Here is a 16671-nt window from a genome sequence, read left to right as displayed (position 1 = left end):
ATGGAGTTTATAATTATCCTCTTATTGCTGGGAGATCTTATTGTGACCTTTCTTTTGTGGCAAAAGAATCAGCAACAGACAGACCAAGCGAAGAAGATTTTTGAAGATCAAGCCGATCAATTATCTGATCAGTTGGATTACCGTTTTGAGCAGGAGCGGCAGCAACGCCTTCTAGCACAGCAACAACTGGAATTGGCTCTGGGAGATCGTTTGGGTGAGGCGCGTACGGATTTACATCGAAATTTAACGGAAATGCGGTTAGAGATAAGCGAGAATCTAACTAAAAATCGTGATAAGACAGACGAACGAATGCGTCAGATTCAAGAGTCAAATGACCGTCGTTTAGAGCAAATGCGCCAAACAGTGGAAGAAAAATTAGAGAAAACGTTGCAGGCGAGATTGCAAACGTCTTTTGAAACAGTTTCAAAACAATTAGAGTCGGTCAATCGTGGCTTGGGAGAAATGCAAAATGTAGCGCGTGATGTTGGCACTCTAAATAAGGTGCTCTCCAATACTAAAACGCGTGGAATTTTAGGCGAGTTGCAACTTGGTCAAATCATTGAAGACATTCTGACACCGAGCCAGTATGAACGCGAATTTGCGACGGTTGCAGGATCCAGTGAGCGCGTAGAGTATGCGATTAAATTACCGGGACAAGTGGAAAAAGAATATATCTATTTGCCGATTGATTCCAAGTTTCCGCTTGCTGACTACTATCGCTTGGAGGATGCTTACGAATCAGGAAACAAAGAAGAGATTGATTTGTATCGTAAGTCTTTGCTAGCGAGCGTCAAACGTTTTGCCAAGGACATCAATAAGAAATACTTAGCGCCTCCTGCAACAACAAACTTTGGCGTGATGTTTTTACCAACGGAAGGGCTTTATTCAGAAGTCGTTCGCAATCCGGAATTCTTTGACAGTTTGCGTCGAGACGAGCAGATTGTGGTCGCAGGACCGTCTACGTTGTCTGCCCTACTCAATTCGCTTTCGGTTGGTTTTAAAACGCTCAACATTCAACGAAGTGCAGATGACATCAGTAAGGTTTTGGGCAATGTCAAATCAGAATTTAATAAATTTGGTGGCATTTTGCTCAAGGCACAAAAACATCTGCAACATGCTTCTGGCAATATTGATGAATTGCTGACGCGCAGAACCAATGCTATCGAGCGAACTTTGCGCCATATTGAAATTTCGGACAAATCGGACTTCAACGGTCTACTAGATTTCCAAGATGAAGAGGAAGAATATGAAGATTAACCAAATGAAAAAAGACGAGCTGTTTGAAGGGTTTTATCTCATCAAATCTGCTGAACTTCGTCAAACAAGGGCAGGGAAAAACTATTTGGCATTCACCTTTCAAGATGACACTGGAACGATTGAAGGGAAATTGTGGGATGCACAACCGCACAATGTGGAAGAGTTTACTGCTGGGAAAGTCGTTCACATGCAAGGGCGCAGAGAAGTGTATAACAACACCCCTCAAGTCAATCAAATTACCTTGCGATTGCCTAAAGTTGGCGAACCAAACAATCCGGCTGATTTTAAGGAAAAACCACCGGTTGATGTCCAGGAGTTACGTGACTATCTCTCGCAAATGATTTTTAAAATTGAAAATCCAGTTTGGCAGCGTGTGGTACGGGCTTTGTATGCTAAATACGATAAAGAATTTTACTCCTATCCAGCAGCGAAAACCAATCACCACGCTTTTGAGGCAGGACTTGCTTTTCATACTGCGACTATGGTGCGGCTAGCAAATGCTATTGGTGAGATTTACCCGCAACTAAATAAGAGTTTACTTTATGCAGGAATTATGCTCCATGATTTAGCAAAGGTACTGGAATTGACAGGCCCAGAGCAAACAGAATACACTGTTCGAGGCAATCTCATCGGACACATCGCTTTGATTGATGAAGAAATAACAAAGGTGTTGGCAGAATTAAAAATTGACGACACTAGAGAAGAGGTCATTATTCTCCGTCATGTTTTGCTAAGTCATCACGGCCTGTTGGAATACGGTAGTCCAGTGCGTCCGAAAATCATGGAAGCTGAAATTATCCACATGATTGATAATTTAGATGCGGAAATGATGATGATGACTTCGGCTCTAGCCTTGGTTGGCAAGGGGGAGATGACCAATCGAATCTTTGCTATGGACAACCGCTCTTTCTATAAGCCTAATTTTGATAAGTAAAAAACGAAAAACGAATGTTATTGCAAAAATAATGTTCGTTTTTTGGACTGATTATGATATAATGAAGAAAATAAAATAAATTGGTGAAAAAATGAAATTAAGAAGAAGTGAACGCATGGTAGTTATTTCTAACTACCTAATCAATCATCCGTACGAATTAACAAGTCTCAATACATTTGCTGAAAAGTATGAGTCCGCAAAATCTTCCATTTCCGAAGATATTGTCATTATCAAACGTGCTTTTGAAGAAATGGAAATTGGGCACATCGAAACCATTACAGGAGCAGGAGGAGGCGTTATTTTTACTCCCTCTATCTCGGATAAAGAAGCTAGAGCAATGGTGGAAGACCTCCGCACGAAATTGTCTGAAAGCAATCGAATTTTACCCGGTGGCTACATTTACTTATCGGATTTGCTGAGTACGCCTTCTATTTTAAACAACATTGGGCGCATTATTGCCAAGACGTTTCGAAATCAAAAAATTGATGCCGTAATGACTGTTGCCACAAAAGGAGTGCCGTTGGCAAATGCAGTGGCAAATGTGTTAAATGTTCCATTTGTCATTGTCCGTCGCGACTTGAAAATCACAGAGGGCTCGACGGTTAGCGTCAATTATGTGTCAGGTTCGAGCGGTGACCGTATTGAGAAGATGTTCTTGTCGAAACGCAGCCTGAAAGCTGGAAGCCGTGTTTTAATCGTAGATGATTTCTTAAAAGGTGGTGGGACAGTCAATGGCATGATTAGTCTTTTACGAGAATTTGATTCAGAGTTAGCTGGTGTAGCGGTCTTTGCGGAAAATGCACAGACAGAACGTGAACATTTGGATTACAAATCATTGTTGAAAGTGACAGCTATTGATGTGAAGTCCAACAAAATTAGCGTAAAAGTTGGCAATATTTTTGACAAATAGATGAGGTGAGAATTTGAAAAATATATTGGATAAATTGGATCAAAGCTCTTTGTGGCTAAGAATTTCGATTGTTACAGCTTTGGCGCTTATTCTTGCTGCTGGATTGTTTTTCGTTAAAAAGCAAGATGACGCGACGCGTGCAGCTGCTCCGACTGTAAGGCAAACCATTTCAACATCAAAATCTTCAGAATCGAAAGCAGAAAAAGAGAAAAAAGAGCAAGCCAAAATTGCACAAGAGGCAGAAGAGGCTGTTAAAAAACTGGAAGCGGAGCAGATGACAGCTAATGTAACGCCTGCTCAAGAAAAAGTGGACAAGTTGAAAGACGAAGCTCAAAAAGCTCAACTTCAACAACGGATTAAGGCAGTTAGTGACGCGATTGCTGCGCGTGCAGCCAGCGAAGCAGCTGCTACAGAAAGTCAAAATGCTGTAACGCCTCAAACAGATACAGGGCAAACGTACCAACAAACTTATCCTCAAACCTATCAAGCTCCAGCAACTTCAGCTACCACAGGACAGGCTGAGACCAATTCAGCTCAAACTCCAACGACTAACGGAAACGGAGCAAGTGTCCCAACCACAAATACTACTGGACAATAGCTGGGATTTCAATAGGAAAACTATAAAAAATATATTGACAAAGAAAGTGCCGTCGTGTTATACTAATAGACGGTACTTTTTACTTTTGGTCTCTCAAAAGTGTACAGAGACGTGCTGACAAATGTTGCAAAAGTACACACAGATGATAGCTGTCACCAAGTGTATCATCACCAAAATTAAAAAAATACAGGAGAAATGTAGATGCCTACAATTAACCAATTGGTTCGCAAACCGCGTAAATCAAAAGTAGAAAAATCTAAATCACCAGCTTTAAACGTTGGTTATAATAGTTTGAAGCGTGTACCTACTCGTGAAAACTCACCACAAAAACGTGGTGTAGCAACTCGTGTTGGTACTATGACACCTAAAAAACCGAACTCAGCTCTTCGTAAGTTTGCTCGTGTACGTTTGAGCAATCTGATCGAAGTAACTGCATATATCCCAGGTATCGGACATAACTTGCAAGAACACAGCGTTGTGCTTCTTCGTGGTGGACGTGTAAAAGACCTTCCAGGGGTACGTTACCATATCGTTCGTGGTGCACTTGATACTGCAGGTGTAACTGATCGTAAACAAGGCCGTTCTAAATACGGTACGAAAAAACCAAAAGCATAAGGAAAGGGGATAAAGATCAATGAGTCGTAAAAACCGTGCGCCTAAGCGCGAAGTATTGCCAGATCCGCTCTACAATTCAAAATTAGTGACACGTCTTATCAACCGCGTTATGCTTGATGGTAAACGTGGTACAGCAGCTTCAATCGTATATGGTGCTTTTGAGCAAATCAAAGAAGCTACTGGAAATGATGCACTTGAAGTATTTGAAACAGCTATGGAAAACATCATGCCTGTACTTGAAGTACGTGCTCGCCGTGTCGGTGGTTCTAACTACCAAGTCCCAGTTGAAGTTCGTCCAGAACGTCGTACAACTCTTGGACTTCGTTGGTTGGTAACTATTTCACGTTCACGTGGAGAACACACTATGCAAGATCGCCTTGCAAAAGAAATCATGGATGCAGCTAACAATACTGGTGCAGCTGTTAAAAAACGTGAAGATACTCACCGTATGGCTGAAGCTAACCGTGCTTTTGCTCACTTCCGCTGGTAAGATTGCTTCTCTTTTTAGAGAATTGCAAAAGCTCTTTCAAAGGCTTAGTACTCTTACTAATTAGCATGAGTAATCAACAAGCGGGTAGGATTTGCCTACTCGCTTTTCTTAAAATATGTTATAATAAACTGTAAATAAAATAATAGGAGAAACAACCAAATGGCTCGCGAATTTTCACTTGAAAAAACTCGTAACATCGGTATCATGGCTCACGTCGATGCTGGTAAAACAACAACGACTGAACGTATTCTTTACTATACCGGTAAAATCCATAAAATTGGTGAAACACACGAAGGTGCTTCACAAATGGACTGGATGGAACAAGAACAAGAACGTGGTATCACCATCACATCTGCTGCAACAACAGCACAATGGAAAGATTACCGTGTCAATATTATCGACACACCAGGACACGTGGACTTCACTATTGAAGTACAACGTTCACTTCGTGTATTGGACGGTGCTGTAACTGTTCTTGATTCACAATCAGGTGTTGAACCTCAAACGGAAACAGTTTGGCGCCAAGCAACTGAATATGGCGTTCCACGTATCGTATTTGCTAACAAAATGGATAAAATCGGTGCAGACTTCCTTTACTCAGTAAGCACTCTTCACGATCGCCTTCAAGCAAATGCTCATCCAATTCAATTACCAATCGGTGCAGAAGATGATTTCCGTGGTATCATTGACTTGGTTCGCATGAAAGCTGAAATCTATACAAATGACCTTGGAACAGATATTCTTGAAGAAGATATTCCGGCTGATTATCTTGAACAAGCCCAAGAATGGCGTGAAAAATTGGTAGAAGCAGTTGCTGAAACTGATGAAGACTTGATGATGAAATACCTTGAAGGGGAAGAAATTACTGAAGCAGAACTAAAAGCTGCCATCCGTAAAGCAACTATCAATGTTGAATTCTTCCCAGTCCTTGCTGGTTCTGCTTTCAAGAACAAAGGTGTTCAAATGATGCTTGATGCAGTTATTGACTACCTTCCAAGCCCACTTGACATTCCAGCTATCAAGGGTGTAAATCCAGATACTGAAGAAGAAGAAACTCGTCCTGCATCTGATGACGAACCATTTGCAGCACTTGCTTTCAAGATTATGACAGACCCATTTGTTGGTCGTTTGACTTTCTTCCGTGTGTACTCAGGTGTCTTGAACTCAGGTTCATACGTTTTGAATACCTCTAAAGGAAAACGTGAACGTATCGGACGTATCTTGCAGATGCACGCTAACCACCGTAACGAAATCGAAACTGTTTACGCAGGTGATATCGCTGCAGCTGTTGGTTTGAAAGATACTACAACTGGTGACTCATTGACAGATGAAAAGGCAAAAATTATCCTTGAATCGATTGAAGTTCCAGAACCAGTTATCCAATTGATGGTTGAACCTAAGTCAAAAGCTGACCAAGACAAGATGGGTATTGCCCTTCAAAAATTGGCTGAAGAAGACCCAACTTTCCGCGTTGAAACTAACGTTGAAACTGGTGAAACAGTTATCTCTGGTATGGGTGAACTTCACTTGGATGTCCTTGTAGACCGTATGCGTCGTGAATTCAAAGTGGAAGCAAACGTAGGTGCTCCTCAAGTATCTTATCGTGAAACCTTCCGTGCCCAAACATCAGCACGTGGATTCTTCAAACGTCAATCTGGTGGTAAAGGTCAATTCGGTGATGTTTGGATTGAATTTACTCCAAACGAAGAAGGAAAAGGCTTTGAATTTGAAAATGCTATCGTTGGTGGTGTCGTTCCACGTGAATTCATCCCAGCTGTAGAAAAAGGTTTGATTGAGTCAATGGCAAATGGTGTTCTTGCTGGTTACCCAATCGTTGACGTGAAAGCAAAACTGTATGATGGTTCATACCACGATGTCGACTCATCAGAAACAGCCTTCAAAGTTGCTGCCTCTCTTGCTCTTAAAGAAGCTGCTAAGACTGCGCAACCAGCCATTCTTGAACCAATGATGCTTGTTACCATTACTGTACCAGAAGAAAACCTCGGTGATGTTATGGGACACGTAACAGCTCGTCGTGGACGTGTTGATGGTATGGAAGCTCATGGTAACAGCCAAATCGTTCGTGCTTATGTTCCACTTGCTGAAATGTTCGGTTATGCAACAGTTCTTCGTTCAGCATCACAAGGACGCGGTACTTTCATGATGGTATTTGACCACTACGAAGATGTACCGAAGTCAGTACAAGAAGAAATTATTAAGAAAAACAAAGGTGAGGCTTAATCAAGTCAAGCCCATACGTCCGCACCGTAATTGCGGGCGTTTTTTATAAACAAAGGAAGCTGGGACAATGTACTCAGCTTCCTTTGTTTATATAGTCAGAATTATAAAACGCAGTAGTTTGGAGAAGCTCTATTGACTTTAGTCAATGTAGAGTTTCCCATGCACAGTTGATTAGGCGCTTTAGCGCCAATCAATCACTGCTGAGTGGGACTCTAATACGTTGATAAATCAACTTGTACAGCCCTACTCAACCGTACAGAGGTGGGACGATGAAATCAAGTTTCTACGAAACTACTGATTTCTGTCCCACTCTCTTTTTGCATATCTTCCACTTAGCTTCCGGAAATGAAAGAGAAATGAAAATCTTTGAAAGAAATGATATTCCTTGTTAATAATGCTGAAATCAGTTGCAATTTTAAGGGATAAAGTATATAATAGATATGTTGAAAGGTGATTTGTAGCAACTCAAGTTACTCTTTTCACATAAAAATTTTTTGATTTTCATAAGGAGGAAATCACGAATGGTAGTTAAAGTTGGTATTAACGGTTTCGGTCGTATCGGTCGTCTTGCATTCCGTCGTATCCAAAACGTAGAAGGTGTTGAAGTTACTCGTATCAACGACCTTACAGATCCAGTTATGCTTGCACATTTGTTGAAATATGACACAACTCAAGGTCGTTTCGACGGTACTGTGGAAGTTAAAGAAGGTGGATTCGAAGTTAACGGTAAATTCGTTAAAGTTTCTGCTGAACGTGACCCAGAACAAATCGACTGGGCTACTGACGGTGTAGAAATCGTTTTGGAAGCAACTGGTTTCTTTGCTAAGAAAGATGCAGCTGAAAAACACCTTAAAGGTGGAGCTAAGAAAGTTGTTATCACTGCTCCTGGCGGAAACGATGTTAAAACAATCGTATTTAACACTAACCACGATGTTCTTGATGGTACTGAAACAGTTATCTCAGGTGCTTCATGTACTACAAACTGCTTGGCTCCAATGGCTAAAGCACTTCAAGACAACTTCGGTATCGTTGAAGGTTTGATGACAACAATCCACGCTTACACTGGTGACCAAATGATCCTTGATGGTCCACATCGTAAAGGTGACCTTCGCCGTGCTCGTGCTGGTGCTGCAAACATCGTTCCTAACTCAACTGGTGCTGCTAAAGCTATCGGTCTTGTTATCCCAGAATTGAACGGTAAACTTGATGGTTCAGCTCAACGTGTTCCAACTCCAACTGGATCAGTTACTGAATTGGTTGCTGTTCTTGAAAAGAATGTTACTGTTGATGAAGTAAATGCAGCTATGAAAGCAGCAGCTAACGAATCATACGGTTACACAGAAGATCCAATCGTATCTTCAGATATCGTAGGTATGTCATTTGGTTCATTGTTTGATGCAACTCAAACTAAAGTTCTTGATGTTGACGGAAAACAATTGGTGAAAGTTGTATCTTGGTACGATAACGAAATGTCATACACTGCACAACTTGTACGTACTCTTGAATACTTTGCAAAAATCGCTAAATAATTCATCAGTATAGAGAAGAGGGGTTCGCCTCTCTTTTTTGTTGTCATTCGCTCCTCGGTTCAGACTTGTGGAAGTTGGGAGTTGAATATATATAAAAATCAAATTAGAATGTTGATAAAACTCCAGAGTTTCCACTCGTTTGGTCGTTATGACCAAGCTACAATAAAAACAACTTGACTTTACCTAAATCAAGTTGTTTTTTTTACTATGTAAGGATTGTATTGTTAGATTTCTTCATCTGGTGTTAAAATCATTGGGATGATAATGGGCTCACGCTCCGTGTTTTCATATAAAAATGGTCTGAGAGCATTTACGATAGCACCATTGACTGACTGAATGCTAGCATCTTTATTTTTTAATGCAATACGAATCGCATTGAAAAGAATACGCTGGCTGTGACGAATGAGATCGCCTGATTCACGCATATAGATAAAACCGCGACTAAGGATATCGGGACCAGCCAAAATCATTTTTGATTTAAAGTCAACGGTAGCTACTGCAAGGACAACGCCATCTTCGGAAAGGTCACGTCTGTCGCGGAGGACTGCAGCACCGATTTCTCCGATACGATTACCGTCAACATAAATATCTTGGGCATTGAAACTTCCTGCGATGCGAGCCGAATTGGCAGTTAAAGCAAGGACGTCTCCATTACTCATGATAAAGATATTCTTTTTAGGGATGCCTGTATCCATTGCAAGTCCAGCATGAACTTTTTGCATGCGGTATTCACCATGGACTGGCATGAAATACTTAGGTTTTATCAAACGGAGCATCAATTTTTGCTCTTGTTGTCCACCGTGTCCAGATGTATGGATGTTATTGATTTTTCCATGGATAACATCAACGCCAGCTTCTGAAATGGTGTTGATGAGCTTATTGACACTAGTAGTATTTCCGGGGATAGGACTAGAAGAGAAAATCACTGTATCACCTGGTTGGAGTTGGACTTGACGATGGGTTCCATTCGCAATGCGTGAAAGGGCTGCCATCGGTTCCCCCTGACTTCCTGTACACATGATTAGGATTTCGTTTGCGGGATAGTCTTTAATTTCATTTGGTTCAATGAACGTCCCTTTTGGGGTTTTGATATAACCTAGTTCAATTCCGTTGACAATGGCTTTTTCCATTGAACGTCCAAAAACAGCAATTTTCCGGCCAGTTTTAACCGCAGCATCCGCAGCTTGTTGGAGACGGAAGATATTTGAGGCAAAGGAGGCAAAAATAATCCGCCCGTGAATGCCTTCAATGATTTTCATGATAGACTGACCAACGACTTTTTCGGAATTTGTGAAAGTTGGAATTTCTGCATTGGTGGAGTCAGAAAGAAGTGCTAAAACACCATCTTCACCAAGTGCTGCCATTCGATGCAAATCTGCTGGCTCGCCAACAGGTGTAAAGTCAAACTTGAAGTCACCCGTACAAACAATTTTCCCTTGAGGTGTGTGGATGACAATTCCCAAAGGCTCTGGGATGGAGTGAGTTGTGCGGAAGAAGGTTGCTTTTAAATTTTTAAATTGAAGTTCGGTATTTTGATTGATTTCGTAGAGTTTAGCGTCACGTAAAAGTCCGTGCTCTTCCAATTTACCACGAATCAGTGCAAGGGCAAGTGGTCCAGCATAAATAGGAACATTTGCTTGCTTGAGAAGGAAGGGAATCCCTCCGATGTGGTCTTCATGACCGTGAGTAATTAACACTCCTTTGATACGGTCAATATTTTCTACGATATAAGAATAGTCAGGAATGACATAATCAATCCCTAAGAGGTCATCTTCAGGAAATTTAATCCCTGCATCAACGATGATAATCTCATCTTGGTATTCAATCCCGTAGGTATTTTTCCCGATTTCTCCTAAACCACCAATGGCAAATACACCGACTTCTTCGGATTTTAAAGTATATGACATGGTTTAGAGCTCCGTAATTGTAAAGTTGCCTGATTCTTTTTCGTATTCTAAATGTTTGTCAGACAAAAGTGTAATCAATTCAACATTGTAAGGTGTTTTTTCTTCGACGAGTTTCCGGGCTTTGATGCGTCCTTCTAATTCGTTTTTGGCGTCAATATCCAAGTAGAGAGAATGCGTGTTTTCCCGACGTGGATTGCGTTCTTTTGTTTCTTGATAAAAAACTTTGTAAATCATTTCAATTCCTTTCTCATTCATGATCAATCTACCAGAAAATAGCCACCTTATTTTCAAGGGCGGTCTTCATCTATTTGATTTTCCGAGTAATAGATTGATTTTGATACGTTACAATTACAATCATTATATCATAAAAAGGTTATTTAGTAAAAGAAAGAAGTGAGAAAATCTAGGAAAGCGATTTTCAAAAGGTCTTGTTTTTTTGGAAATCATATTAAGGAAATCCGTATTTTTTGTAGTATAATAGAAAGTAGATTGTCACAAAGGAAAGATAAGAATGAAAGTTTTAGCTTTTGACACATCCAGCAAAGCCTTAGCAATTGCGATTTTAGAAGATGATAAGTTGCTTGCTGAGATGACGATAAATATTAAGAAAAATCATAGCGTTACATTGATGCCGGCTATTGATTTTTTAATGGAAAGTTTGGATTTGAAACCAAGTGACTTAGGTCGCATTGTAGTTGCAGAAGGTCCTGGTAGTTATACAGGTTTGCGAATTGCTGTGGCAACGGCCAAAACGTTAGCACATACGCTTAAAATAGATTTGGTGGGAGTTTCTAGCTTGCGGATTCTGGTGCCAGAGGACATTGACGGCTTGGTCATTCCTCTCATGGATGCTAGACGAAACAATGTCTATGCTGGTTTTTATGAAAATGGCAGAGCAACTCAGCCGGAAGCTCATTTATCTTTTGAAGAAGTTTTAGAAAAAGCCAAGTCTGCTTCTCAGGTAACTTTTGTAGGAGAAGTGGAAAATTTTGTGGAGCAGATTCAATCCGCTTTGCCAGCAGCTCTTATCAAAGCAACCCTGCCAAGCACTGTGCTCCTTGCTAAAATCGGTCTGCAACTATCAGCTCGTTCTGTTCATGATTTCGTGCCGAATTACCTCAAGCGAGTGGAAGCAGAAGAGAATTGGCTCAAAAACCATCAAGAAACGAACGATTCTTACATCAAGCGCTTATGATTGAGATTAAAAAAGATGAAAAAAAGCGGGTTGCTAATTTAGCGGAGCAAATTTACCAAGTATTGAAAGATGTGTATGCTGTCAGTCCTTGGAATATAGAGCAGATTGAGAAAGATTTACAAAATCCTTTGTCGGTTTATGTTTTGGCTTTAGAAGCCCAAAATTTAATCGGGTTTCTGGCTTTTCAAGAGTCGGACTTTGAAGCAGAAGTTTTACAAATTGCGGTTAAGAAAGCCTATCAAGGACAAAAAATTGCGACCGCTTTGTTTGAACATCTGCCAATTGACAAAGAGATTTTCCTCGAAGTGCGAGAATCCAACAAAGCAGCTCTGCTATTTTACAAAAAAGAGAAATTTATAGAAATCGCTCGGCGTAAGAATTACTATCATGAGCCAATGGAAGATGCGATCGTAATGAAAAGAGAAAACAATGAATGATAAATATATTTTAGCTTTTGAGACCTCCTGCGATGAGACTAGCGTAGCGGTTTTAAAGAATGACGCTGAACTCTTATCCAATGTTATTGCGAGCCAGATTGAGAGCCATAAACGTTTTGGTGGCGTGGTACCGGAAGTGGCTAGCCGTCACCATGTGGAAGTTATCACGGCTTGCATTGAGGAGGCTCTTGCGGAGGCTAGGATTACAGAAAAAGAAGTGACTGCAGTAGCAGTAACTTATGGACCGGGACTAGTCGGTGCTCTTTTGGTCGGGCTGGCAGCTGCCAAGTCTTTTGCGTGGGCACATCATTTACCGCTTATTCCTGTCAATCATATGGCAGGTCATCTGATGGCAGCCCAGAGCGTGGAGCCTTTGGAATTTCCCTTGCTGGCTCTCTTGGTCAGCGGCGGTCATACTGAGCTGGTCTATGTCAGTCGGGCTGGTGATTATCAGATTGTCGGGGAAACACGCGATGATGCAGTTGGAGAAGCTTATGATAAAGTTGGTCGTGTGATGGGATTGACTTATCCAGCAGGGCGTGAGATAGATGAATTGGCCCATAAAGGACAGGATATTTATGATTTTCCGCGGGCCATGATCAAGGAAGACAATCTGGAATTTTCTTTTTCCGGTCTCAAGTCGGCCTTTATCAACCTGCACCACAATGCCCAGCAAAAGGGAGAAGTCTTGTCTAATCAAGACTTGTCAGCAAGTTTTCAGGCAGCGGTCATGGATATTCTCATGGCCAAGACTAAGAAAGCTCTGGAAAAATATCCAGTCAAGACTCTGGTCGTTGCGGGAGGTGTTGCTGCTAATCAAGGTTTACGTGAACGTTTAGTAGCTGAAATGACAGATATCAAGGTAATCATACCGCCTTTGCGTCTCTGTGGGGACAATGCAGGAATGATTGCTTATGCGAGCGTCAGTGAGTGGAACAAAGGGAATCTTGCAACATTGAGCTTGAATGCTAAGCCAAGTCTGGCATTTGACACAATGGAAGAATAAATATGATTGGAAAAAGTTTTAAGGATGGGGCTAAGGCAGCGATGCCAACGGCTCTTGGGTATATTAGTATTGGACTAGCTTGTGGAATTATTGGTGCCTCTTATGTCAGTCCTCTTGAAATGGCACTCATGAGCAGTTTAGTCTATGCAGGAAGTGCTCAGTTTGCTATGCTAGCACTTCTTGCGATTCACGCACCGGTAACAGCTATTGCTCTGACAGTTTTTTTAATCAATTTGCGGTTGTTTTTGCTGAGCCTTCATACATCAACCTTTTTTCGGCATGCCGGTCTATTGCAAAATATCGGTATCGGAATACTCTTGACAGATGAAACATACGGCGTTTTACTAAGTGAGCGTGTCCATACAAAGGATATTTCGCTTCAGTGGATGTACGGCAATAACATTACGAGCTACCTTGCTTGGATTGTCGGATCTGTGGTCGGAACGACATTAGGAAGTCTTTTGCCAAATCCAGAAATGTTTGGCTTGGATTTTGCGCTGGTGGGCATGTTTATTGGGATTTTTTCTTCCCAATTTTTAGTGATGCTCCATAAAACAAAACTTCAAAAACTTTTGGTGATTTTAGTTGTGGTCACTTTGTCATTCTTTGCTCTGATAATGGTAATCTCTTCTTCATTAGCTGTGTTATTTTCAACCTTATTAGGCTGTGCTGTGGGGGTAATACTAGATGATAAATAATTATATATTTGTCGCCATTCTTCTCTCAGCCTTGGTGACGTGGCTAGCGCGGGTGACTCCTTTTATCTTGGTAAAATATCGCGGCTTACCTAAAGTTGTAGAACGATTTTTACAGTATTTACCAGTCTCTATTATTTTTGCATTGATTTTATCCAGCCTTACAAATGGGAAGATAGGGCAGTTGCCAACCTTTAAATGGCTAGATTTAATAGCTGTCTTTCCAACAATTTATATTGCTTTTCGCTATCGTAACTTAGTAGTGACCGTGATTTTTGGTGTGATATTGGTAGCTATTCTGCGATTTATCTTTTAACTTTATAGAAATAACTCTGTCTTAGAAAATCACTAAAGCGGAGTTTTAGTTAAAAATGACCGTTTAAGACCTAAAACAGACCATTCAGAATTTTAATGAGTTTTTTATTTAGATTGGGTACAATGAGAGTTTGTTGTAAAGTAGATTTGCGGTTACTATTTTCATTTCCAAAGGTTTTTTTCCCGAGTCTGCCAAAAGCAGTATTGAGACTTACTTCGCAAACTCTATCTATAACCTCAAGTCAGTGCTTTGAGCAATTATCTACTTCGTTAAGAATTTTGGATATCAAAAAGTAAGGCAGGGATTATATTTTCCCTGCCTTTTACAAGCTATTGTTTTCCCAACAAATATAGTGATTGGAAAAGCGCTTTTGATTTTAATCAATTAGAGTTCCTTGGAACAATTGATTAGGAATAGGTGCCACCCATCACAGCTATCTGTTAGTTTTCTTTTTTGTCTAATTTCTTGCCTAACTCAATAATGTATTGCTTCATATCGTCTTTGACTTGAGGATGTTTGAGGGCATAGTCAATAGATGTTTTCATAAAGCCAAATTTGTCGCCGACATCATAACGGTCACCTGTGAACTCACGAGCGAATACTCTTTGTGTTTTGTTGAGAGTATCAATAGCATCTGTCAGCTGGATTTCATTTCCGGCACCTGGCTTTTGTGTTTCTAAGATGGAGAAGATTTCAGGCGTCAGTAGGTAGCGTCCGATAATGGCGAGATCACTTGGTGCGTCTTCTGGTTTTGGCTTTTCAACAAAAGTTTCAACGCTGTAGAGCCCATTTACTCCTTCACCTTGTGGATCAATAACACCGTAAGAAGAAACTTCGTCGTGTGGCACTTTCATGACAGCAATAGTTGAAGCGTGTGTTTCTTCGTAATCGTTCATCAATTGCTTGGTAAGTGGTACTGCTTTGTCATTTGTAATGTCCATTAGGTCATCACCTAGCATGACAACGAAAGGTTCATTCCCAACGAAAGCTTTGGCTTGTAAAACAGCGTCTCCAAGCCCACGTGGATGGCTTTGCCGAATGAAATGAAGACCGATACCAGTCGTTTCATCTACGAGTTTTAAAAGATCAGATTTACCTTTTTCTTTGAGGTTGTACTCCAATTCAAAATTTGAATCAAAGTGGTCTTCAATGGAGCGTTTGGATTTTCCAGTTACAACCAGAATGTCTTTGATACCGGATTTTAACGCTTCTTCAACGATAAATTGAATAGTTGGTTTGTCAACAATAGGCAGCATTTCTTTTGCGAGCGCTTTTGTGGCTGGCAAGAAACGAGTTCCAAGTCCAGCAGCAGGGATAACAGCTTTTCTTACTTGAGTCATATGACCCTCCTTTTTTGTAGTAGCTAATTACGACCATTCGTTTTCAGCTTTGAATTCATTATTCATTATATCATAAATGGCGTCTTTTATGTTAAGGCTTTCATAAATCACGTGATAGATTGCTTGAGTAATTGGCATATAGACACCCAGTTCTTGTGCGAGTTCGTAAGCAGCTTTGGTGGTGGAAATGCCTTCGATAACCATGCCCATGTTGGCTTCAATATCTTCTAACTTTTCGCCACGACCAAGAGCATCACCAGCGCGCCAATTACGTGAGTGAACGGAGGTTCCTGTGACAATTAAATCTCCTACTCCGGATAAGCCACTATATGTTAAGGGACTAGCACCAAGTTTGACGCCAAGACGAGTAATTTCTGCTAAGCCGCGTGTGATAATCGCAGCTTTTGCATTATCACCGTAACCGAGACCATGAAGGGCACCTGCTCCGACAGCAATGATATTTTTTAGTGCGCCGGCTGTTTCTACGCCGATGACATCTGTATTAGTGTAGAGACGGAAGTAGTGATTGCTGAAAAGTTCTTGAACATATTTTGCTGCTTCTAAGTCTTTTGAAGCTGCTGTGATAAGAGTAATATCACGAACGATAGTTTCTTCAGCATGGCTTGGTCCAGATACGACAACCACTTCGCTTCGTAAATTTGGAGATAATTCTTCTTCTAAAATTATGGAAAGTCGTTTGTGAGTATCGGGTTCGAGTCCTTTTGAAGCGTGCATGATTTTAACTGGATGATCAAGCACCTCGGCGACTTGTTTGGCTACAAGACGTGTAACCTTGGTTGGAACGACGAAAAGGATAGCATCCACGCCATCAAGGGTTTCTTTTAAGTCGTAATACGCTGTAATCTTTTCATCAAGAACAATATCTTTAAAATAACGTTTGTTAGTGTGGTGCTCGTTGATTTCAGTAATTTGTTCAGCAATATTGCCCCAAATGCGAACTTCATGTCCATTGTCATTTAATACTTGTGCCAAGGCAGTACCCCATGAACCAGGGCCTAAAACAGCAACTGTTTGTTTTTTCATGTTCTTCTCCTTATAGAGTTTTCTAATTTCATTTTACCATAGAAAGCGATAAATTTCTTGTTTAGTAGCAGCTTGTTTTTATAAGTTATTATTTTATAAGAATAAAGTCTGATTAAAGTGCATAAAAAGAGTGTAATGAGGCAGGAATTGTAGCTAG

17 protein-coding genes are annotated in these 16671 nt (G+C 40.7%); 13 read left to right on the top strand and 4 right to left on the bottom strand.

Going from position 1 to position 16671, the window contains the following annotated elements:
• From SanJ4206_RS08595 to gap, 8 genes are all read left to right on the top strand, one after another.
• Complete coding sequence (locus SanJ4206_RS08595; RefSeq protein WP_022525376.1) at window positions 1-1257, top strand: DNA recombination protein RmuC; 1257 nt, start codon at window positions 1-3, stop codon at window positions 1255-1257.
• A complete protein-coding gene (locus SanJ4206_RS08590) occupies window positions 1247-2191 on the top strand; it encodes a 3'-5' exoribonuclease YhaM family protein (protein ID WP_022525375.1) in 945 nt (314 codons plus the stop codon). The genes SanJ4206_RS08595 and SanJ4206_RS08590 overlap by 11 nt, the downstream gene beginning before the upstream one ends.
• A gap of 91 nt (window positions 2192-2282) precedes the next feature.
• The gene (gene purR, locus SanJ4206_RS08585; protein WP_003028665.1) at window positions 2283-3101 is read left to right on the top strand and encodes a pur operon repressor; all 819 of its coding nucleotides are present in this window, start codon (window positions 2283-2285) and stop codon (window positions 3099-3101) included.
• 13 nt (window positions 3102-3114) lie between these two features.
• Window positions 3115-3699 carry a hypothetical protein gene (locus SanJ4206_RS08580; protein WP_003028664.1) on the top strand — a complete coding sequence of 195 codons (585 nt, stop codon included), beginning with the start codon at window positions 3115-3117 and terminating at the stop codon, window positions 3697-3699.
• Between the two features lie 201 nt (window positions 3700-3900).
• On the top strand, window positions 3901-4314 hold the full coding sequence (gene rpsL, locus SanJ4206_RS08570; protein WP_003026451.1) for a 30S ribosomal protein S12: 414 nt from the start codon (window positions 3901-3903) through the stop codon (window positions 4312-4314).
• A 19-nt stretch (window positions 4315-4333) separates the two neighbouring features.
• On the top strand, window positions 4334-4804 hold the full coding sequence (gene rpsG / locus SanJ4206_RS08565; protein WP_003026449.1) for a 30S ribosomal protein S7: 471 nt from the start codon (window positions 4334-4336) through the stop codon (window positions 4802-4804).
• A gap of 159 nt (window positions 4805-4963) precedes the next feature.
• Window positions 4964-7045: an elongation factor G gene (gene fusA / locus SanJ4206_RS08560; protein ID WP_003028662.1), complete on the top strand. Its 2082-nt coding sequence runs from the start codon at window positions 4964-4966 to the stop codon at window positions 7043-7045.
• Window positions 7046-7566: 521 nt separating this feature from the next.
• Entirely contained in the window at window positions 7567-8574 is a 1008-nt protein-coding gene (gap, locus tag SanJ4206_RS08555; RefSeq protein ID WP_003026445.1) for a type I glyceraldehyde-3-phosphate dehydrogenase, read from the top strand.
• A gap of 224 nt (window positions 8575-8798) precedes the next feature.
• Here the strand turns inward: gap and rnjA are convergent, their stop codons facing one another.
• Entirely contained in the window at window positions 8799-10481 is a 1683-nt protein-coding gene (gene rnjA, locus SanJ4206_RS08550) for a ribonuclease J1 (RefSeq protein WP_003028658.1), read from the bottom strand.
• A gap of 3 nt (window positions 10482-10484) precedes the next feature.
• Window positions 10485-10715 (bottom strand): DNA-dependent RNA polymerase subunit epsilon, encoded by a 231-nt coding sequence (locus tag SanJ4206_RS08545; protein ID WP_037582642.1) that lies wholly within the window; start codon window positions 10713-10715, stop codon window positions 10485-10487.
• A 277-nt stretch (window positions 10716-10992) separates the two neighbouring features.
• Here SanJ4206_RS08545 and tsaB point away from each other — a divergent pair, with 277 nt between their 5' ends.
• From tsaB to SanJ4206_RS08520, 5 genes are read left to right on the top strand one after another with little or no spacing between them, the layout of a single operon-like run.
• Complete coding sequence (tsaB, locus tag SanJ4206_RS08540) at window positions 10993-11676, top strand: tRNA (adenosine(37)-N6)-threonylcarbamoyltransferase complex dimerization subunit type 1 TsaB (protein ID WP_003028649.1); 684 nt, start codon at window positions 10993-10995, stop codon at window positions 11674-11676.
• Complete coding sequence (rimI, locus tag SanJ4206_RS08535; protein WP_003028646.1) at window positions 11673-12113, top strand: ribosomal protein S18-alanine N-acetyltransferase; 441 nt, start codon at window positions 11673-11675, stop codon at window positions 12111-12113. Before tsaB ends, rimI begins: the two co-directional genes overlap by 4 nt.
• Entirely contained in the window at window positions 12106-13119 is a 1014-nt protein-coding gene (tsaD, locus tag SanJ4206_RS08530; RefSeq protein ID WP_003028642.1) for a tRNA (adenosine(37)-N6)-threonylcarbamoyltransferase complex transferase subunit TsaD, read from the top strand. The genes rimI and tsaD overlap by 8 nt, the downstream gene beginning before the upstream one ends.
• A 2-nt stretch (window positions 13120-13121) precedes the next feature.
• Window positions 13122-13817 carry an AzlC family ABC transporter permease gene (locus SanJ4206_RS08525; RefSeq protein ID WP_003028640.1) on the top strand — a complete coding sequence of 232 codons (696 nt, stop codon included), beginning with the start codon at window positions 13122-13124 and terminating at the stop codon, window positions 13815-13817.
• Entirely contained in the window at window positions 13807-14130 is a 324-nt protein-coding gene (locus tag SanJ4206_RS08520; RefSeq protein WP_003028637.1) for an AzlD domain-containing protein, read from the top strand. The genes SanJ4206_RS08525 and SanJ4206_RS08520 overlap by 11 nt, the downstream gene beginning before the upstream one ends.
• Window positions 14131-14570: 440 nt before the next feature.
• On the opposite strand, the gene galU is transcribed toward SanJ4206_RS08520, so the two are convergent.
• Together galU and SanJ4206_RS08510 are read right to left on the bottom strand one after the other, a co-directional pair.
• Window positions 14571-15470, bottom strand: coding sequence for a UTP--glucose-1-phosphate uridylyltransferase GalU (gene galU / locus SanJ4206_RS08515; protein WP_003028634.1), 900 nt, complete (start codon window positions 15468-15470; stop codon window positions 14571-14573).
• A gap of 27 nt (window positions 15471-15497) precedes the next feature.
• Window positions 15498-16514, bottom strand: coding sequence for an NAD(P)H-dependent glycerol-3-phosphate dehydrogenase (locus SanJ4206_RS08510; protein ID WP_003028632.1), 1017 nt, complete (start codon window positions 16512-16514; stop codon window positions 15498-15500).
• Between the last annotated feature and the right edge of the window lie 157 nt (window positions 16515-16671).

It is taken from the genome of Streptococcus anginosus (assembly GCF_001697145.1).
GTDB classification, from domain to species: Bacteria; Bacillota; Bacilli; order Lactobacillales; family Streptococcaceae; genus Streptococcus; species Streptococcus hominis.
The sequence above is the reverse complement of the archived record's forward strand: the minus strand, read 5'-3'. Positions and strand labels throughout refer to the sequence as shown.